The organism is Pseudomonas sp. RC3H12 (genome assembly GCF_018596375.1).
Taxonomy (GTDB): domain Bacteria; phylum Pseudomonadota; class Gammaproteobacteria; order Pseudomonadales; family Pseudomonadaceae; genus Aquipseudomonas.
This window is the reverse complement of the sequence record NZ_CP075595.1, coordinates 3,172,603-3,189,382: the sequence shown is the minus strand read 5'-3', so window position 1 is coordinate 3,189,382 and position 16,780 is coordinate 3,172,603. Positions and strand designations below refer to the sequence as shown.

Sequence of the window (16,780 nt, the reverse complement as noted above, 5' to 3'; positions counted from 1 at the left end):
GCCTTGGTGATCCCCGAACTGGGCCAGCTGGCGATGATCCTGGCCATCTGCTTCGCCGCCGTGCAGGCCAGCGTACCGCTGCTCGGCGCCTGGCGCGGCGACAGCCTGTGGATGGGCCTGGCGCGGCCGGCTGCCTGGGGGCAGTTCGCCTTCCTGGCCTTCGCCTTTGCCTGCCTTACCCACGCCTTCATGACCGATAACTTCTCGGTTGCCTATGTGGCCAGCAACTCCAACAGCGCCTTGCCTTGGTACTACAAGTTCAGTGCCGTTTGGGGCGCCCACGAAGGCTCGCTGCTGCTGTGGGCATTGATCCTCGGCGGCTGGACCTTCGCCGTGTCGATCTTCTCGCGCCAGCTGCCCCAGGTGATGCTGGCCCGGGTGCTGGCGGTCATGGGCATGATCAGCGTGGGCTTCCTGAGTTTCCTGATCATCACTTCCAATCCGTTCCAGCGCCTGCTGCCGCAGGTACCGGGCGACGGTCGCGACCTCAACCCGCTGCTGCAGGACTTCGGCCTGATCGTCCACCCACCGATGCTGTACATGGGTTATGTGGGCTTCTCGGTGGCCTTCGCCTTTGCCATCGCCGCCTTGCTCGGCGGGCGCCTGGACGCGGCCTGGGCGCGCTGGTCGCGGCCCTGGACTATCGTCGCCTGGGCTTTCCTGGGCGTCGGCATCACCCTCGGCTCGTGGTGGGCCTACTACGAACTGGGCTGGGGCGGCTGGTGGTTCTGGGACCCGGTCGAAAACGCCTCGTTCATGCCTTGGCTGGTGGGCACGGCGCTGATCCACTCGCTGGCGGTCACCGAGAAGCGCGGGGTGTTCAAGAGCTGGACCGTGCTGCTGGCCATCGCCGCGTTCTCCCTGAGTCTGCTGGGTACATTCCTGGTGCGCTCGGGTGTACTGACCTCGGTGCACGCGTTCGCCGCCGACCCTTCGCGCGGCATCTTCATCCTGTTCTTCCTGTTGTTCGTGGTCGGCGGCTCGCTGACCCTGTTCGCCCTGCGCGCCCCGGTGGTCAAGAGCCAGGTGGGCTTTGCGCTGTGGTCCCGTGAAACCTTGCTGCTGGCCAACAACCTGGTGCTGGTGGTGGCGGCGTCGATGATCCTGCTCGGCACGCTGTACCCGCTGGTGCTCGATGCCCTGACCGGGGCCAAGCTGTCGGTCGGCCCGCCGTACTTCGACGCCTTGTTCCTGCCGCTGATGGCGCTGCTGATGGTGGTGCTGGGTATCGGTGTGCTGGTGCGTTGGAAGGATACTCCCGGCAAGTGGCTGGCCGGCATGTTGACCCCGGTGCTGGTTGGCAGCGCGGTGCTCGCGCCGGTCGCCGGGCTGATCGTCGATGATTTCGACTGGCCGGCCCTCAGCGTGTTCGCCCTGGCCGCCTGGGTAGTCCTGAGCGGCGTGCGCGACATTCTCGACAAGACCCGTCACAAGGGCCTGGTCAAAGGCCTGGGTGGGCTCAACCGCAGCTACTGGGGCATGCACCTGGCGCACCTGGGGCTGGTGGTCTGTGCCCTGGGCGTGGTGTTGTCGAGCAATAACAGCGCCGAGCGCGACCTGCGCATGGCGCCGGGCGAGACCGTCGAGCTGGGCGGTTACCACTTCCTGTTCGAGGGCGCCAAACACTTTGAAGGGCCGAACTTCATTTCTGACAAGGGCACTATCCGCGTCTCGCGCAATGGCCGCGAAGTGTCCGTGCTGCACCCGGAAAAACGCCTGTACACCGTGCAGCAGTCGATGATGACCGAGGCCGGCATCGATGCCGGTTTCACCCGCGACCTGTATGTCGCCTTGGGCGAGCCGCTGGAAAACGGCGCCTGGGCGGTGCGGGTGCATATCAAACCTTATGTCCGCTGGATCTGGCTGGGCGGTCTGCTGACCGGCCTGGGCGGCTTGCTGGCGGCCCTCGACCGGCGCTACCGCGTCAAGGTCAAGACCCGGGTGCGTGAGGCCCTGGGCGTGTCTGGAGCAACGGCATGAAGCGTTGGATCATGGTCGTGCCACTGGCGGTGTTCCTGCTGGTGGCGGTCTTTCTCTACAAGGGGTTGTTCCTCAAGCCCGACGAACTGCCTTCGGCAATGATCGGCAAGCCATTCCCGGCGTTCTCGCTGGCGACGGTGCAGGATGACCGCACCCTGACCCAGGCCGACCTGCTCGGGCGTCCGGCGCTGGTCAACGTGTGGGGTACCTGGTGCCCGTCATGCAAGGTCGAGCACCCGTACCTGAACCAGCTGGCCGAGCAGGGTGTGGTGATCCACGGGGTCAACTACAAGGACGACAATGCCGCCGCGCTGAAGTGGCTGGCCGAGTTCCACAACCCTTACCAGCTGAACATTGCCGACCAGCAAGGCACGCTGGGCCTGGACCTGGGGGTGTACGGCGCGCCGGAAACCTTCCTGATCGACGCCAAGGGCATCATCCGCTACAAGCATGTCGGTGTGGTCGATGCCACGGTGTGGCGCGAGCAGCTGGCGCCGCTGTACCAGGGCCTGGTCGACGAGGCCAAGCCATGAGGCGCTGGTTTACGGCTGCCGTGCTTGGCCTGAGCCTGGCCGGCGTGGCCAAGGCCGCCATCGACACCTATCAGTTCCGCGACGAAGCCGAGCGCGAGCGCTACCAGCAACTGACCAAGGAACTGCGCTGCCCCAAGTGCCAGAACCAGGACATCGCCGACTCCAACGCACCGATCGCCGCCGACCTGCGCCGCGAGATCTTCCGCATGCTGGGCGAAGGCAAGAACAACCAGCAGATCGTCGATTTCATGGTCGATCGCTACGGCGACTTCGTGCGCTACAAGCCGGCGCTCAGCGGGCGCACCTGGTTGCTGTGGTTCGGCCCGGGTATCCTCCTGGCCAGTGGTTTCGTGGTGTTGGCGGTGATCGTCCGCCGTCGCCGCGGGCAGGCTGTGGCCGGCAACACCGAACTGTCCGCCGACGAACGCGAGCGTCTGGCCAAACTGCTGGATAAAGAACGTACCCATGACTGAATTCTGGCTTAGCGCGGGCCTGCTGCTGCTCGCCGCCCTGGCTTTCCTGCTGTTGCCGATCCTGCGTGGCCACCGCCGCCAGCAGGCCGAACAAGACCGTACCGCACTCAATGTGGCGCTGTACGAGGAGCGGGTCGCCGAGCTGGCTGCCCAGCAGGCGGCCGGGGTGCTCGATGATCGACAGCTGGCCACGGGACGTGACGAAGCCGCCCGCGAGCTGCTGGCCGACACCGAACGCGACGAGGCCGTGCGCCAGGGCCGCCTGGGCAAGGCCATCCCGCTGCTGGCGGCGGTGCTGGTGCCGGTGATGGCCCTGGGGCTCTACCTGCACTTCGGCGCAGCCGACAAGGTCGAGCTGACCCAGGAGTTCGCCAGTGCGCCGCAGTCGATGACTGAAATGACCACGCGCCTGGAGCGCGCAGTGCAGGCCCAGCCGGACTCGGCGGAGGGTCTGTACTTCCTTGGCCGAGCGTACATGGCCGAGCAGCGGCCGGCCGATGCGGCCAAGGCCTTCGAGCGTGCCGTGGCCCTTGCCGGGCGCCAACCCGAGCTGCTCGGGCAATGGGCCCAAGCGCTGTACTTCGCCGCCGACAAACAGTGGTCGGCGCAACTGCAGACGCTCACCGATGAAGCGCTGAAAGCGGACCCACGGGAAGTCACCAGCCTTGGCCTGCGTGGCATCGCTGCATTCGAGGGCGAACGCTTCCAGGAAGCCATCGACTACTGGCAGCGCCTGTTGGCGCAATTGCCGGAGGGCGATGCCTCTCGTGCCGCGCTGCAGGGTGGTATCGATCGTGCCGCCGACAGGCTCAAGGCCGGCGGCGGCAAGGTCGCCGAGGCTGCGCGCCTGAAAGTCCGGGTCGAGCTGGGCGCGGCGCTCAAGGACAAGGTGCGCCTGGATGACACCGTGTTCATCTTCGCCCGCGCCAGCAATGGCCCGCCCATGCCGCTGGCGGCCAAGCGGGTGACGGTGGCGCAGTTGCCGATCGAAGTGGAGCTGTCGGATGCCGACGCGATGATGCCGCAGATGAAACTGTCGGACTTCACCGAAGTCCAACTGGTTGCCCGAGTCTCGCGCGCAGGCGTGCCGACCCGCGGCGAGTGGAAGGGCCAGAGTGCGCCACTGGCCACCACCACCCAGGCCACCCAGCACCTGACCATCGACAGCCCCGATCCGTAAGAGAGTAACCGTCATGAACAGCACCGTCCGCCTGACCCTGATCACCCTGGCCCTGGGTCTTTCCGCGTGTACGGTGCACCAGCCGGGGGAGCGTGAACCGCTGCCGCCGATCGAGACCACGCCGCCACCGCACCAGGGGCCGGTGGTCAAGCCACTGCCAGGTGGCCAGCCGGGTACCCAGCCGAGCAAGCCGGCGGCGATTCCCAAGCCCATGCCACGCACTTCTGCCAGCTTCGCGCCGCCGCCCGGTGGCGCCAGCCATTGGGACCCGAAGCTGGGGGTCTATGTGCTGGAGAAGCAACCCAACACCTTCTACCGTCAGCGCACCTATTATCGCTGGAACAATGGCTGGAGCTGGTCGCTCAGTCCTAGCGGGCCTTGGCAGGAAACCGACAGCAGTGGCGTGCCGGGCGGCCTGGGCAGGGCGTTCGCGCAGTAGCGATTGTCTGGTGGGCTGGCATAATCCCTCTTCGCATACAACCGGAGGGTGGCATGAGCAAGACAGTCCTGGTGCTGGTGGAAACCGTCGATGACTACCTGCCGCTATTGGAACAGGCCGGCTACCGGCTGATTCGCGCACCGTCGCCGCAGATGCGCGCCGACGCCATCGCTCGCCATGCAGGCGAGATCGACGCCGTGCTCACCCGCGGTCCGCTGGGCCTCACGGCCGAAGAAATTGCCACGTTGACCCAACTCCAGATCATCTGCGTGATCGGCGCCGGCTACGAGCAGGTCGACCTCGAGGCCGCCGCAGCGCGCGGTATTACCGTTACCAATGGCGCTGGTGCAAACGCCGGTCCCGTTGCCGACCACGCCATGGCGCTGCTGCTGGCTTTGTTGCGCGATATCCCGCGTGCCGATGCCAGTACCCGGCGCGGCGAGTGGAACCGGGTGATCAGCCCCTCGGTCAGCGGCAAGCGCCTGGGTATCATCGGCCTGGGCGCGGTCGGCCAGGCCATCGCCCGCCGTGCGAGCCAGGGCTTCGACATGAATGTCAGCTACCACAGCCGCACGCCCCGCCAGGACCAACCGTACACCTGGTACGACAGCCCGTTGCACCTGGCCGATGCCGTGGACATCCTGGTGGTCGCCACGCCCGGCGGCGCTGCTACCCGGCAGCTGGTCGATGCCCCGGTGCTGGCGGCCCTGGGCGCCGAGGGCTATCTGGTGAATATCGCCCGCGCCAGCGTCGTGGACACCCCGGCGCTGATCGCGGCGTTGGAACAGGGCGTGATCGCGGGCGCCGCGCTGGATGTATTCGATGATGAACCGGCAGTGCCCGCTGCGCTGAAGGCGCTGGGCAACACGGTGCTGACCCCGCATGTGGCCGGGCAGTCGCCGGAAGCGGCGCGCGACACCGTGACCCTGGTGCTGCGCAACCTGCAGGCGTTCTTTGCCGGCGAGCCGGTGTTGACCCCGGTTCGCGGTTGAACCCTTTTCGAGTCCGCCCGGCATTGCGCCGGGCTTGAGGAGCCTTTGCATGCAACTAGAGATCTTCCAGGTCGATGCCTTTTCGTCCACGCCTTTCGGCGGCAACCCTGCGGCGGTGATTCCCCTGCAGCAGTGGCTGGCCGACGACGTTCTGCAGCGCATCGCCGAAGAGAACAACCTATCCGAAACGGCTTACTTCGTGCGAAATGGCGAAGCGTTCGACCTGCGCTGGTTCACCCCGGCGGTGGAAGTCGATCTGTGCGGGCATGCGACATTGGCCGCGGCCTGGGTGCTGTTCGAGCAACTGGGGGAGCAGGCCGAGGTGCTGCGCTTCAATACCCGCAGCGGGGAGTTGCGGGTGAGCCGCAATGCCGATGGTCTGCTGGCGATGGATTTCCCGGCCAAGCAGCCGGTTGCCGTCGAGATTGCGCCGGGGTTGCTCGAGGCGTTGGGGTTGAGCGAGGCCCGGGCGTTGTATCGGACGGACGATTATGTGGTGGTGATCGACGATGCTTCGCTGATCGAAGGGCTCAAGCCGGATTTCGTGGCGTTGTCGTCATTCGATGTGCGGGGGATTGCAGTGACGGCGGCGGGGCGTGGGTTCGATTTCGTCACGCGGTGGTTCGGGCCGAGGGTGGGCGTCAATGAAGATCCGGTAACCGGGTCGGCCCACACTTCCCTGGCGCCTTATTGGGCTGAGCGGCTGGGCAAAAACAGCTTGCGCTGTGAGCAGGGTGGGGCGCGCAAGGGGCAGTTGCAGTGTGATGTGCCGGGCAATGGGCGAGTGATCATCAGTGGGCGGGGGGCGCTGTATCTGCGGGGTGTGATTTTTATTTGAGTGCCGCTGGCGGGCGGCCAATCGGCCTCCCGCTTTTTCCGTGAATTGGCCGTTTGCCCATGGTGACGCCGGGCTTAACCTGCAGGCAGATCCCTACAGGAGAAGCCCCATGCGATCTGTCCATTTCCCCGCGGCCCTGCTGACGCTCGGCCTGCTCGCCCCACTATCGCTGGCCTGGGCCCATGGCGAAAAGCCTGATCAGGTCAGAATCCTCCAGGAGCAGCTCCCCACCAATGCTCCCGGCAACAAAGCCGTGATGCTCACGGTGAGCTATGCCCCTGGCGAGGCATCGCCCGGCCACTGGCATCCGGGTGCGGTCATGGCCTATGTGCTGGAAGGGGCGGTGACATCCAAGCTCAATGACGAACCGGAGAAGACCTACAAGGCCGGCGAATTCTGGTACGAGGCCCCGGGGACGGTGCACAGCGTCTCACGCAATGCCAGCAAAAGTGCGCCAGCCAAGCTTCTGGTATGGAGCCTGGTGGAGGAGGGCAAGCCGGTGACCGAGCCGTTGCCAAAGCGCTGAACCGCAGGCAATAAAAAACCTCCAGTGCTTGCGCATCTGGAGGTTTTCAGTGTTTGGCTCCGCGACCTGGACTCGAACCAGGGACCCAATGATTAACAGTCATTTGCTCTACCGACTGAGCTATCGCGGAATCTGCGCGTATCTTACTGCGTGTCTTGGGGAAGTCAAGCTTCCCCTAGACAATCAAGCAGTTACAGCACTTCTACGATGGCCTTGGTGACCACGTGGATGTTGCTCTGGTTCAGCGCGGCGACCGCGATGCGGCCAGTGTCCAGCGCGTAGATGCCGAACTCGTTCTTCAGGCGTGCCACTTGTTCAACGGTCAGGCCCGAGTAGGAGAACATGCCGCACTGGCGGCCGACAAAGCTGAAGTCACGCTTGGCGCCGTACTCGGCCAGCAGCTCGACCATCTGCTTGCGCATGCCGTGGATACGCTCGCGCATCTCGGCCAGCTCGGTTTCCCACATCTGGCGCAACTCGGGGCTGTTGAGCACCGCGGCGACGATGCTGGCGCCGTGGGTCGGCGGGTTGGAGTAGGTGGTGCGGATAACCCGCTTGACCTGCGACAGCACGCGGGTGCTCTCGTCCTTCGAGGCGGTGACGATCGACAGTGCCCCGACACGCTCGCCGTACAACGAGAACGACTTGGAGAACGAGCTGGAGACGAAGAACTCCAGGCCCGATTCGGCGAACAGGCGCACGGCGAAGGCGTCTTCGTCGATGCCGGCACCGAAGCCTTGGTAGGCCATGTCGAGGAACGGGATGTGGCCTTTGGCCTTGACCACTTCCAGCACGTTCTTCCAGTCGTCCAGCGACAGGTCGACGCCGGTCGGGTTGTGGCAGCAGGCGTGCAGCACGATGACCGAGCCCGATGGCAGGCTGTTCAGGTCTTCGAGCATGCCGGCGCGGTTGACGTCCTGGCTGGCGGCATCGTAGTAGCGGTAGGTCTGTACCGGGAAGCCGGCGCTCTCGAACAGGGCGCGGTGGTTTTCCCAGCTCGGGTCGCTGATGGCGACCACGGCGCCCGGCTGCAGGCGCTTGAGGAAGTCGGCGCCGATCTTCAGCGCGCCGGTACCGCCGACAGCCTGCACGGTGACCACGCGGCCTGCGGCCAGCAACGGCGATTCGGCGCCGAAGATCAGCTTCTGCACGGCCTGGTCGTACTGGGCGATGCCGTCGATCGGCAGGTAGCCGCGGGAGGCGTGCTGGGCGGCACGGGCGGTCTCGGCTGCGATCACCGCGCGCAGCAGCGGGATGCGGCCCTCCTCATTGCAGTAGACGCCCACGCCCAGGTTCACCTTGTCGGTGCGTGGGTCGGCGTTGAATGCTTCGTTGAGGCCCAGGATAGGGTCGCGGGGTGCCAGCTCGACAGCGGAAAACAGGCTCATTGTTACCTTGGCTCTGATAGGAGAGTGATAGGGTCGCCACGCTCCAGCCGAAGGCACTGAAGCGGTGCACAAACGGGGAGTCAGTATAGTGATACCCACCGGTCACTGCGACAGTCTGGCGCAGCTTTTCCGGCTGTTTGCGCAAATATTTTTCGACCATTGGTCGAATTGCCCGGTCCATTGCCTTGAAGGGGCGAGGGTCGCACTTGAATCTGGCGCCCCGGGGGCGCATTTGGGTATAGACTACTGGCTAAATTTACAGTTGCCGCGACATCCACGAGGTCCGTCATGTCCGAGTTCCAGCTCGTCACCCGCTTCCAGCCGGCCGGCGATCAGCCCGAGGCCATCCGCCAGATGGTCGAGGGCATCGACGCCGGCCTTTCGCACCAGACCCTGCTCGGGGTGACCGGCTCGGGCAAGACCTTCAGTATCGCCAACGTCATCCAGCAGGTGCAGCGCCCGACCATGGTGCTGGCGCCGAACAAGACCCTGGCCGCCCAGCTCTACGGCGAGTTCAAGGCATTCTTCCCGAACAACGCCGTCGAATACTTCGTCTCCTATTACGACTACTACCAGCCGGAAGCCTATGTGCCGTCGTCGGACACCTTCATCGAGAAGGACGCCTCGATCAACGACCATATCGAACAGATGCGCCTGTCGGCGACCAAGGCGCTGCTGGAGCGGCGCGACGCGATCATCGTCACCACCGTATCGTGCATCTACGGCCTGGGCAGCCCCGAGACGTACCTGAAGATGGTCCTGCACGTCGACCGTGGCGACAAGCTCGACCAGCGCGCCCTGCTGCGGCGCCTGGCCGATCTGCAATACACCCGCAACGAGATGGATTTCGCCCGCGCCACCTTCCGCGTGCGCGGCGACGTGATCGACATCTTCCCGGCCGAATCGGACCTGGAGGCCATCCGCATCGAGTTGTTCGATGACGAAGTGGAGAACATCGCCGCCTTCGACCCGCTCACCGGCGAGGTCATCCGCAAGCTGCCGCGGTTCACCTTCTACCCCAAGAGCCACTACGTGACCCCACGGGAAACCCTGGTCGAGGCGGTGGACGGCATCAAGGAAGAACTCAAGCAGCGCCTTGAGTACTTGAACTCGAGCAACAAGCTGGTCGAGGCGCAGCGCCTGGAGCAGCGCACCCGCTTCGACCTGGAGATGATCCTCGAGCTGGGCTACTGCAACGGCATCGAGAACTACTCGCGCTACCTCTCCGGCCGCCCGGCCGGCGCGCCGCCGCCCACGCTCTACGACTACCTGCCGGATGACGCGCTGCTGGTGATCGACGAATCCCACGTCAGCGTTCCGCAGGTCGGCGCCATGTACAAGGGCGACCGTTCGCGCAAGGAAACCCTGGTGGAGTACGGCTTCCGCCTGCCGTCGGCCCTCGACAACCGGCCCATGCGTTTCGATGAGTGGGAGGCGGTCAGCCCGCAGACCATCTTCGTCTCCGCTACTCCCGGCCCCTACGAGGCCGAGCACGCCGGGCGGGTGGTGGAGCAGGTGGTGCGGCCGACCGGCCTGGTCGACCCGCAGGTCGAGGTGCGCCCGGCGCTGACCCAGGTCGACGACCTGCTGTCGGAGATCGGCAAGCGCGTCGCCCTGGGCGAGCGGGTGCTGGCCACCACGCTGACCAAGCGCATGGCCGAGGACCTCACCGACTACCTGGCCGACCACGATGTGCGGGTACGCTACCTGCACTCGGACATCGACACCGTCGAACGGGTCGAGATCATCCGCGACCTGCGCCTGGGGACTTTCGACGTGCTGGTGGGGATCAACCTGCTGCGCGAGGGCCTGGACATGCCCGAGGTGTCGCTGGTGGCGATCCTCGACGCCGACAAGGAAGGTTTCCTGCGCTCGGAGCGCTCGCTGATCCAGACCATCGGCCGCGCTGCGCGTAACCTCAACGGCAGGGCGATTCTCTACGCCGACAACATCACCGGCTCCATGCAGCGTGCCATCGACGAGACCGAGCGACGCCGCGAGAAGCAGGTCGCCTTCAACCAGGCCAACGGCATCGTGCCCAAGGGCGTGGTCAAGGACATCACCGACATCCTTGAAGGCGCCACCGTGCCCGGAGCCCGCAGCAAGAAGCGCAAGGGCATGGCCAAGGCGGCGGAAGAGGCCGGGCGCTATGAGGTCGAGCTGCAGACCCCGGCGCAGATCACCAAGCGCATCAAGCAGCTGGAAGAGAAAATGTTCCAGTTCGCCCGCGACCTGGAGTTCGAGGCGGCGGCGCAATTGCGCGACGAGATCGGACAGTTGCGCGAACGCTTGCTGGCCAGTTGATGGATCAGGGTGTTATCTCTGTGGGAGGCAGGGGCCGCTTCGCAGACCATTCGCCGGCAAGCCGGCTCCCACAGTGTTTGCGCAAGTTTGGGTAAATACCTTGAAATCGACGCGGTCGGTGTGGGAGCCGGCTTGCCGGCGATGGGGCGGGTAGCGCCCCCTCAATGTGCTTCCCCGGCCTTCAACCCCTGTGGCAGCTTGCGCGTCAACAGCACCGCCAGCATGCTCACCACCAGGCCGATGCCGACAAAGTGGAAGGCATCGTTGTAGGCCATGATCAAGGCCTGCTGGTGGGTGATCTCGGACAGTTTGCCCAGTGCCGCATTGTCGCTGCCCAGGCGTTCGGCCAGTTGCGCCAGGCGTTCGGCGACCTGCGGATTGTTCGGCACCACCGCCTCGCGCAAATAGTCGAAGTACACCTTGGTCCGCGCATCCAGTAGCGTCGCCAGCAGGGCGATGCCGATGGCGCCTCCCAGGTTGCGCAGGATATTGAACAGGCTCGAAGCCGACCCTGCGTCCTGCGGCTGGATGTAGGCGGTGGCGATCAGCGAGATGGTCACCATGATCATCGGCTGGCCGAGGGCGCGGATCACCTGGATCTGGTTGAACTGCGGGCCGGCAAAATCCGGGTTGAGCACGCCGGAGCCGAAACTGGCCGCGCCGAACAGGCAGAAGCCCAGGGCGCACAGCACCTTCGGCGGGATCACCTTCATCAGTTGCGGTACCAGCGGGATCAGGAACAGCTGCGGTACGCCCATCCACATGATCACCTTGCCGATCTGCAGGGCGTTATAGCCCTGCACCTGCGCCAGGTAGAGCGGCAGCAGGTAGATCGAGCCATACAGGCCGACACCCATGCCCAGGCTGGCGATGCTCGACAGGCCGAAGTTGCGGTTGCCGAGGATGCGCAGGTTGATCAACGGGTGCGGCCGGGAGAACTGCAGGATCACGAACAGGATCAGGGCGAGGAGGGCGACGGTGCCCAGGCTGACGATCAGGCCCGACTCCAGCCAGTCCTTGCGATGGCCTTCCTCGAGAAACACCTGCAGGCAACCCAGGCCCAGGCCGAGGGTGACGATGCCGGCGTAGTCGGTGCTCTTGAGCAGTTCCCAGTGGGCTTCCTGCTTTTCCAGCCCGTAGAGCAGCCCGGCGATCATCAGCAGCCCCGGCGGGATGTTGATGTAGAAGATGTATTCCCAGCCCCAGTTCTCGGTCAGCCAGCCGCCCAGGGCCGGGCCGATGGACGGGGCGAAGGTGGCGGTCATGGCGAACATGGCCATGCCCTTGGCGCGGTGGTGCTCGGGTAGTTTGATGAGCGTCAGGGTGAAGGCCAGCGGGATCAGCGCGCCGCCGGTGAAGCCCTGCAGGGCGCGGAACACGATCATGCTCTCGAGGTTCCAGGCCATCGAACACAGCAGCGACGACAGCAGAAATCCCAGCGATACCCACACCGCCAGGCGTCGGGCCGAGAGCAACTGCACCAGCCAGGCGGTCAGCGGGATCATGATGATCTCGGCCACCAGGTAGGAGGTGGAGATCCATGAGCCTTCCTCCAGGGTCGCCGACAGCGCGCCCTGGATGTCCTTGAGCGAGGAGTTGGTGATCTGGATGTCCAGCACCGCCATGAAGGCGCCGAGCATCACGCTCATCACCGCGATCCAGTCGCGCCGGGTCGGCTCGGCGGTGGGGCGCAGCAGCGCGTCACCGGCCATGCTGGTCGTCGTCTTCGCCACGCAGGTCGACGGTGACGGTAACCGACATACCTGGACGGATGCGACCGTGCAGGGGGTTGTCCGCGGCGAAGGTCAGCTTGACCGGAAGGCGCTGTACGACCTTGGTGAAGTTGCCGGTGGCGTTGTCCGGCGGCAGCAGGCTGAACTGCGCGCCGGAGGCGGCGAACAGGCTGTCGACACGGCCTTCGACCGGTGTGTCGGGGTAGCTGTCGAACACCAGCTCGGCGCGTTGCCCGGGGTGCATCCTGCCAATTTGGGTTTCCTTGAAGTTGGCCTGTACCCAGATGTCTTCGTCGGGGACGATAGACAGCAGGTAGGCGCCGGCCTGCACCACCTGGCCGTTGCGTGCGTTGCGCTGGCCGATGGTGCCGCTGATCGGCGCGTGGATCGCGCAGCGGGTCAGGTTCAGCTCGGCCTGGGCCAGGTCGGCGTGGGCATTGGCGATCTGTGCGTCGAGGCGCTTGAGTTCGGCGGCCAGGGCGTCGACCTGTTGGCGCTGGCCCTTGAGGTCGGCCTGGGCCTTGTCCACCTGGGAGCGGGCGACATGGCTTTCGGCCGACAGGGTTGTCACTCGCTCTTCGGAGACGAACCCAGGTTTGCGCAGGGCCTGGGCGCGGTTGAGGTCCAGTTGCGAGCGGTCGAGGGTGGCCTGGTTGGCGGCAACCTGGGCCTGGCCCGCCGCGATCAGGCTGCCTTGCTGGGTCAGGCGGCTGCGCGCCTGGGCGAGTTCGGCCTCACGGCTGGCCAGGGCGGCGCGGGCACGCTCGACGGCCAGCTCGAAGTCGGCGGCCTCCAGGCGCACCAGCACGTCGCCTTTGCTCACGTGCTGGTTGTCCTCGACGGGCACCTCGTCGATACGCGCCCCCAGCTGGCTGGAGATACGCGTGATCTCGCCCTGCACATAGGCGTTGTCGGTGCTCTCGTAGAAGCGTCCCTTGAAGTACCAGTGGGCCAGGAAGGCGAGGCCGACCAGCAGCACCAGGGTGATGAAGACCAGCAAGCGACGTTTGAGTGGGCTAGGCATGGGGGCATTCATTGCAAAAGTGTAAGTAAATTTAACAGCGGCCGATGGCAAGGTCACAAGTGACGATAGCGCCATTGCTGGAGCCCGATGCCCGCTCCCTGCTAACATCGCGCCTTTGTTTCTCTTCGTTCGAGACTCTCAATGACCACCGTTCGCACGCGTATTGCGCCATCGCCCACCGGCGACCCCCATGTCGGCACCGCCTACATCGCCCTGTTCAACTACTGCTTCGCCAAGCAGCATGGCGGTGAGTTCATCCTGCGTATCGAAGACACCGACCAGTTGCGCTCCACCCGTGAGTCGGAGCAGCAGATCTTCGACGCACTGCGCTGGCTCGGCATCGAATGGAACGAAGGCCCGGACGTCGGCGGCCCGCATGGCCCGTACCGGCAGAGCGAGCGCGGCGAGATCTACGCCAGATATGCCAAGGAGCTGGTCGATGCAGGCCATGCCTTCTACTGCTTCTGCACCGCCGAAGAGCTGGAGCAGATGCGTGCCGAGCAGATGGCTCGCGGCGAAACCCCGCGCTATGACGGCCGCGCGCTGCTGCTGAGCGACGAGGAAGTGCAGCGGCGTCTGGCCGCTGGCGAGCCCCACGTGATTCGCATGAAGGTGCCGAGCGAAGGCATCTGCGTGGTCCCGGACATGCTGCGTGGCGATGTCGAGATTCCATGGGATCGCATGGACATGCAGGTGCTGATGAAGAACGACGGCCTGCCGACGTACTTCCTGGCCAACGTGGTCGACGACCACCTGATGGGCATCACCCATGTGCTGCGTGGTGAAGAGTGGCTGCCATCGGCGCCCAAGCTGATCAAGCTGTACGAGTACTTCGGCTGGGAGCAGCCCAAGCTGTGCTACATGCCGCTGCTGCGCAACCCGGACAAGAGCAAGCTGTCCAAGCGCAAGAACCCGACCTCGGTGACCTTCTACGAGCGCATGGGCTTCATGCCCGAAGCCATGCTCAACTACCTGGGGCGCATGGGCTGGTCGATGCCGGACGAGCGCGAGAAGTTCTCGCTGGCCGAGATGGTCGAGCACTTCGACCTGTCGCGCATCTCCCTGGGCGGGCCGATTTTCGATATCGAGAAACTGTCGTGGCTCAACGGCCAATGGCTGCGTGAACTGCCGGTGGAAGAGTTCGCCGCGCGCGTGCAGAAGTGGGCGTTCAACAGCGACTACATGATGAAGATCGCCCCGCATGTTCAGGGCCGGGTCGAAACCTTCAGCCAGGTCGCCCCGCTGGGTGGCTTCTTCTTCGAAGGCGCGCTGAAGCTCGATGCCAAGCTGTTCGAGAGCAAGAAACTGTCGGCCGACCAGGTACGCCAGGTGATGCAGCTGATCCTGTGGAAGCTGGAAAGCCTGCGCCAGTGGGAAAAGGACCGCATCACCGCCTGCATCCAGGCCGTGGTCGAGTCGCTGGAGCTCAAGTTGCGCGACGCCATGCCGCTGATGTTCGCCGCCATCACCGGCCAGGCCAGCTCGGTGTCGGTGCTCGACGCCATGGAAATCCTCGGCCCCGACCTGACCCGCTACCGTCTGCGCCAGGCCATCGACCTGCTCGGCGGCGTGTCGAAGAAGGAAAACAAGGAGTGGGAAAAGCTGCTGGCGAACATCGCCTGATTGCTTTCCAGCCATGTGGGAGCGGCGATGCGGCGACCCGATTTGCCCCGCGATTGCGATGTCGGATACATGACCGCCATCGCGGGTCAAGCCCGCTCCCACGGGCCGCACTCCTCGCAGAGGGGCAGGGCAGGGCGGTAAGTGATTGTTATCTGTGAAAAAATTTTTGAATATTTTCGAAAATTCGTTTGACAGCCTTGCAATCCGATCTTAATATGCGCCCCGTCCACAGCGATGAACGAAAACGAAACGCCAGGCACCCAGCCAGCGATTCGGTTCAAAGCGACATTGTGGGGCTATAGCTCAGCTGGGAGAGCGCCTGCATGGCATGCAGGAGGTCAGCGGTTCGATCCCGCTTAGCTCCACCAAATTCCGCTTGATGGCCAAGGCCGTCAGGCAAGACCGGTTCCAGCGAACGGGTCTTGAAGGTAAGAAGGTTCGTCCCCTTCGTCTAGTGGCCTAGGACACCGCCCTTTCACGGCGGTAACAGGGGTTCGAGTCCCCTAGGGGACGCCAGTTTTGCACAAGCGATGTTGCATGATGTCGCTGGGCCGAGAGGCTAGAAATCCGGGGCTATAGCTCAGCTGGGAGAGCGCCTGCATGGCATGCAGGAGGTCAGCGGTTCGATCCCGCTTAGCTCCACCAATTTTGCCGCGATTCGCGAGAGCGGATCGGCACGAAGGTTACGTCCCCTTCGTCTAGTGGCCTAGGACACCGCCCTTTCACGGCGGTAACAGGGGTTCGAGTCCCCTAGGGGACGCCACTTTTACCCGCGTTTTGCGGGAGTTGAAAGGCTCATCATCCAGATCCATGAGTCTTTTGTTTTACTCGGGGCTATAGCTCAGCTGGGAGAGCGCCTGCATGGCATGCAGGAGGTCAGCGGTTCGATCCCGCTTAGCTCCACCAATTCGCCACGATTCGCAGCAGTGAGTCGGCACGAAGGTTAAAGTCCCCTTCGTCTAGTGGCCTAGGACACCGCCCTTTCACGGCGGTAACAGGGGTTCGAGTCCCCTAGGGGACGCCAATTTTTTACCTGCGTTTTGCAGGACTTATAAGGCTCATTCGCTTATTGAATGGGCCTTTTGTTTTTCTGCCTTTCAAAAAATCCAGCTGTGCCGATCAATGGCCGCAGATTCAGCTTGCCAGAAAATATTATGAGCATAATATGTTGATCATAATATTTAGAGGTGAGCCATGAGCGACAAGAAGAGCAAGACCCGCCAACGCATCCTCGATGCGGCGCGCAGCGCACTGGTCCAGCAGGGGCCGGCCGATCCGAGCGTCAGCCAGGTCATGGGCGCCGCGGGGCTGACGGTCGGCGGCTTCTATGCCCACTTCGACAGCAAGGACGAGCTCATGCTCGAAGCCTTCAGCCAGCTGCTAGCCGAACGCCGTGCCTTGCTCGCCCAGCTTGATCCAGCCCTTGACGGTACTGAGCGGCGTGCCTTGGTCGCGGCCTTCTACCTGTCGCGCAAGCACCGCGATGCCGAGGTGCAGGCCTGCCCGATTCCCAATGCGCTGAGCGAAATGCAGCGCCTGCCGGACGCCTTCCGTGACGTGCTGGCCGAACACATCGAGCTGATGACCGCGCAAATGGTCGACCGCCCCGAGGACATCGACAAGGCGCTCGCCGATTTCGCCCTGATGGTTGGCGGCCTCGCCGTGGCCCGCGCCCTGGGCGATGGCGAGCTGTCCGACCGGATACTGCGTGCCGCCAAGTCGGCGGTGATCTGAGCAACCTGACCCT

General features: G+C 64.5%; 14 protein-coding genes and 7 tRNA genes. 17 read left to right on the top strand and 4 right to left on the bottom strand.

Going from position 1 to position 16,780, the window contains the following annotated elements; translation table 11 throughout:
• Nucleotides 1-6: 6 nt before the first annotated feature.
• From KHO27_RS14500 to KHO27_RS14465, 8 genes are all read left to right on the top strand, one after another.
• Nucleotides 7-1,980, top strand: coding sequence for a heme lyase CcmF/NrfE family subunit (locus KHO27_RS14500; protein WP_178082034.1), 1,974 nt, complete (start codon nt 7-9; stop codon nt 1,978-1,980).
• Nucleotides 1,977-2,513 (top strand): DsbE family thiol:disulfide interchange protein, encoded by a 537-nt coding sequence (locus KHO27_RS14495; RefSeq protein WP_110704126.1) that lies wholly within the window; start codon nt 1,977-1,979, stop codon nt 2,511-2,513. Before KHO27_RS14500 ends, KHO27_RS14495 begins: the two co-directional genes overlap by 4 nt.
• Nucleotides 2,510-2,986 carry a cytochrome c-type biogenesis protein gene (locus KHO27_RS14490; RefSeq protein ID WP_110704128.1) on the top strand — a complete coding sequence of 159 codons (477 nt, stop codon included), beginning with the start codon at nt 2,510-2,512 and terminating at the stop codon, nt 2,984-2,986. The genes KHO27_RS14495 and KHO27_RS14490 overlap by 4 nt, the downstream gene beginning before the upstream one ends.
• On the top strand, nt 2,979-4,166 hold the full coding sequence (ccmI, locus tag KHO27_RS14485; protein ID WP_110704130.1) for a c-type cytochrome biogenesis protein CcmI: 1,188 nt from the start codon (nt 2,979-2,981) through the stop codon (nt 4,164-4,166). Before KHO27_RS14490 ends, ccmI begins: the two co-directional genes overlap by 8 nt.
• A gap of 13 nt (nt 4,167-4,179) precedes the next feature.
• Nucleotides 4,180-4,605: a hypothetical protein gene (locus KHO27_RS14480; RefSeq protein ID WP_038706546.1), complete on the top strand. Its 426-nt coding sequence runs from the start codon at nt 4,180-4,182 to the stop codon at nt 4,603-4,605.
• 53 nt (nt 4,606-4,658) lie between these two features.
• On the top strand, nt 4,659-5,597 hold the full coding sequence (locus tag KHO27_RS14475) for a 2-hydroxyacid dehydrogenase (RefSeq protein WP_110704132.1): 939 nt from the start codon (nt 4,659-4,661) through the stop codon (nt 5,595-5,597).
• 49 nt (nt 5,598-5,646) lie between these two features.
• Nucleotides 5,647-6,435 (top strand): PhzF family phenazine biosynthesis protein, encoded by a 789-nt coding sequence (locus KHO27_RS14470; protein ID WP_102703539.1) that lies wholly within the window; start codon nt 5,647-5,649, stop codon nt 6,433-6,435.
• Nucleotides 6,436-6,544: 109 nt separating this feature from the next.
• A complete protein-coding gene (locus tag KHO27_RS14465) occupies nt 6,545-6,961 on the top strand; it encodes a cupin domain-containing protein (RefSeq protein ID WP_110704134.1) in 417 nt (138 codons plus the stop codon).
• Nucleotides 6,962-7,015: 54 nt separating this feature from the next.
• Here the strand turns inward: KHO27_RS14465 and KHO27_RS14460 are convergent.
• Both KHO27_RS14460 and KHO27_RS14455 read right to left on the bottom strand, forming a co-directional pair.
• A tRNA-Asn gene (locus KHO27_RS14460) sits at nt 7,016-7,091 on the bottom strand.
• 61 nt (nt 7,092-7,152) lie between these two features.
• Nucleotides 7,153-8,349, bottom strand: coding sequence for an amino acid aminotransferase (locus KHO27_RS14455; RefSeq protein WP_094012465.1), 1,197 nt, complete (start codon nt 8,347-8,349; stop codon nt 7,153-7,155).
• 288 nt (nt 8,350-8,637) lie between these two features.
• Here KHO27_RS14455 and uvrB point away from each other — a divergent pair, with 288 nt between their 5' ends.
• Complete coding sequence (gene uvrB, locus KHO27_RS14450; RefSeq protein WP_110704136.1) at nt 8,638-10,653, top strand: excinuclease ABC subunit UvrB; 2,016 nt, start codon at nt 8,638-8,640, stop codon at nt 10,651-10,653.
• A 161-nt stretch (nt 10,654-10,814) separates the two neighbouring features.
• Here uvrB and KHO27_RS14445 read toward each other — a convergent pair whose 3' ends face one another.
• Nucleotides 10,815-12,365: an MDR family MFS transporter gene (locus KHO27_RS14445; RefSeq protein ID WP_110704138.1), complete on the bottom strand. Its 1,551-nt coding sequence runs from the start codon at nt 12,363-12,365 to the stop codon at nt 10,815-10,817.
• Nucleotides 12,355-13,410 (bottom strand): HlyD family secretion protein, encoded by a 1,056-nt coding sequence (locus KHO27_RS14440; protein ID WP_198755366.1) that lies wholly within the window; start codon nt 13,408-13,410, stop codon nt 12,355-12,357. The genes KHO27_RS14445 and KHO27_RS14440 overlap by 11 nt, the downstream gene beginning before the upstream one ends.
• A gap of 141 nt (nt 13,411-13,551) precedes the next feature.
• Between KHO27_RS14440 and gltX the strand changes: the two genes are divergently transcribed.
• The 8 genes from gltX (at nt 13,552) to KHO27_RS14400 (ending at nt 16,767) form a co-directional block, all read left to right on the top strand.
• Nucleotides 13,552-15,033 carry a glutamate--tRNA ligase gene (gene gltX, locus KHO27_RS14435; protein WP_046854712.1) on the top strand — a complete coding sequence of 494 codons (1,482 nt, stop codon included), beginning with the start codon at nt 13,552-13,554 and terminating at the stop codon, nt 15,031-15,033.
• Between the two features lie 292 nt (nt 15,034-15,325).
• Nucleotides 15,326-15,401 (top strand) — tRNA-Ala (locus tag KHO27_RS14430).
• A gap of 72 nt (nt 15,402-15,473) precedes the next feature.
• Nucleotides 15,474-15,549 (top strand) — tRNA-Glu (locus tag KHO27_RS14425).
• Between the two features lie 53 nt (nt 15,550-15,602).
• A tRNA-Ala gene (locus KHO27_RS14420) sits at nt 15,603-15,678 on the top strand.
• A gap of 42 nt (nt 15,679-15,720) precedes the next feature.
• A tRNA-Glu gene (locus tag KHO27_RS14415) sits at nt 15,721-15,796 on the top strand.
• Nucleotides 15,797-15,863: 67 nt separating this feature from the next.
• A tRNA-Ala gene (locus KHO27_RS14410) sits at nt 15,864-15,939 on the top strand.
• A gap of 42 nt (nt 15,940-15,981) precedes the next feature.
• Nucleotides 15,982-16,057 (top strand) — tRNA-Glu (locus tag KHO27_RS14405).
• 170 nt (nt 16,058-16,227) lie between these two features.
• Nucleotides 16,228-16,767, top strand: a complete 540-nt coding sequence (locus tag KHO27_RS14400) for a TetR/AcrR family transcriptional regulator (RefSeq protein ID WP_102685389.1) — start codon at nt 16,228-16,230, stop codon at nt 16,765-16,767.
• The last annotated feature ends 13 nt before the right edge of the window (nt 16,768-16,780 follow it).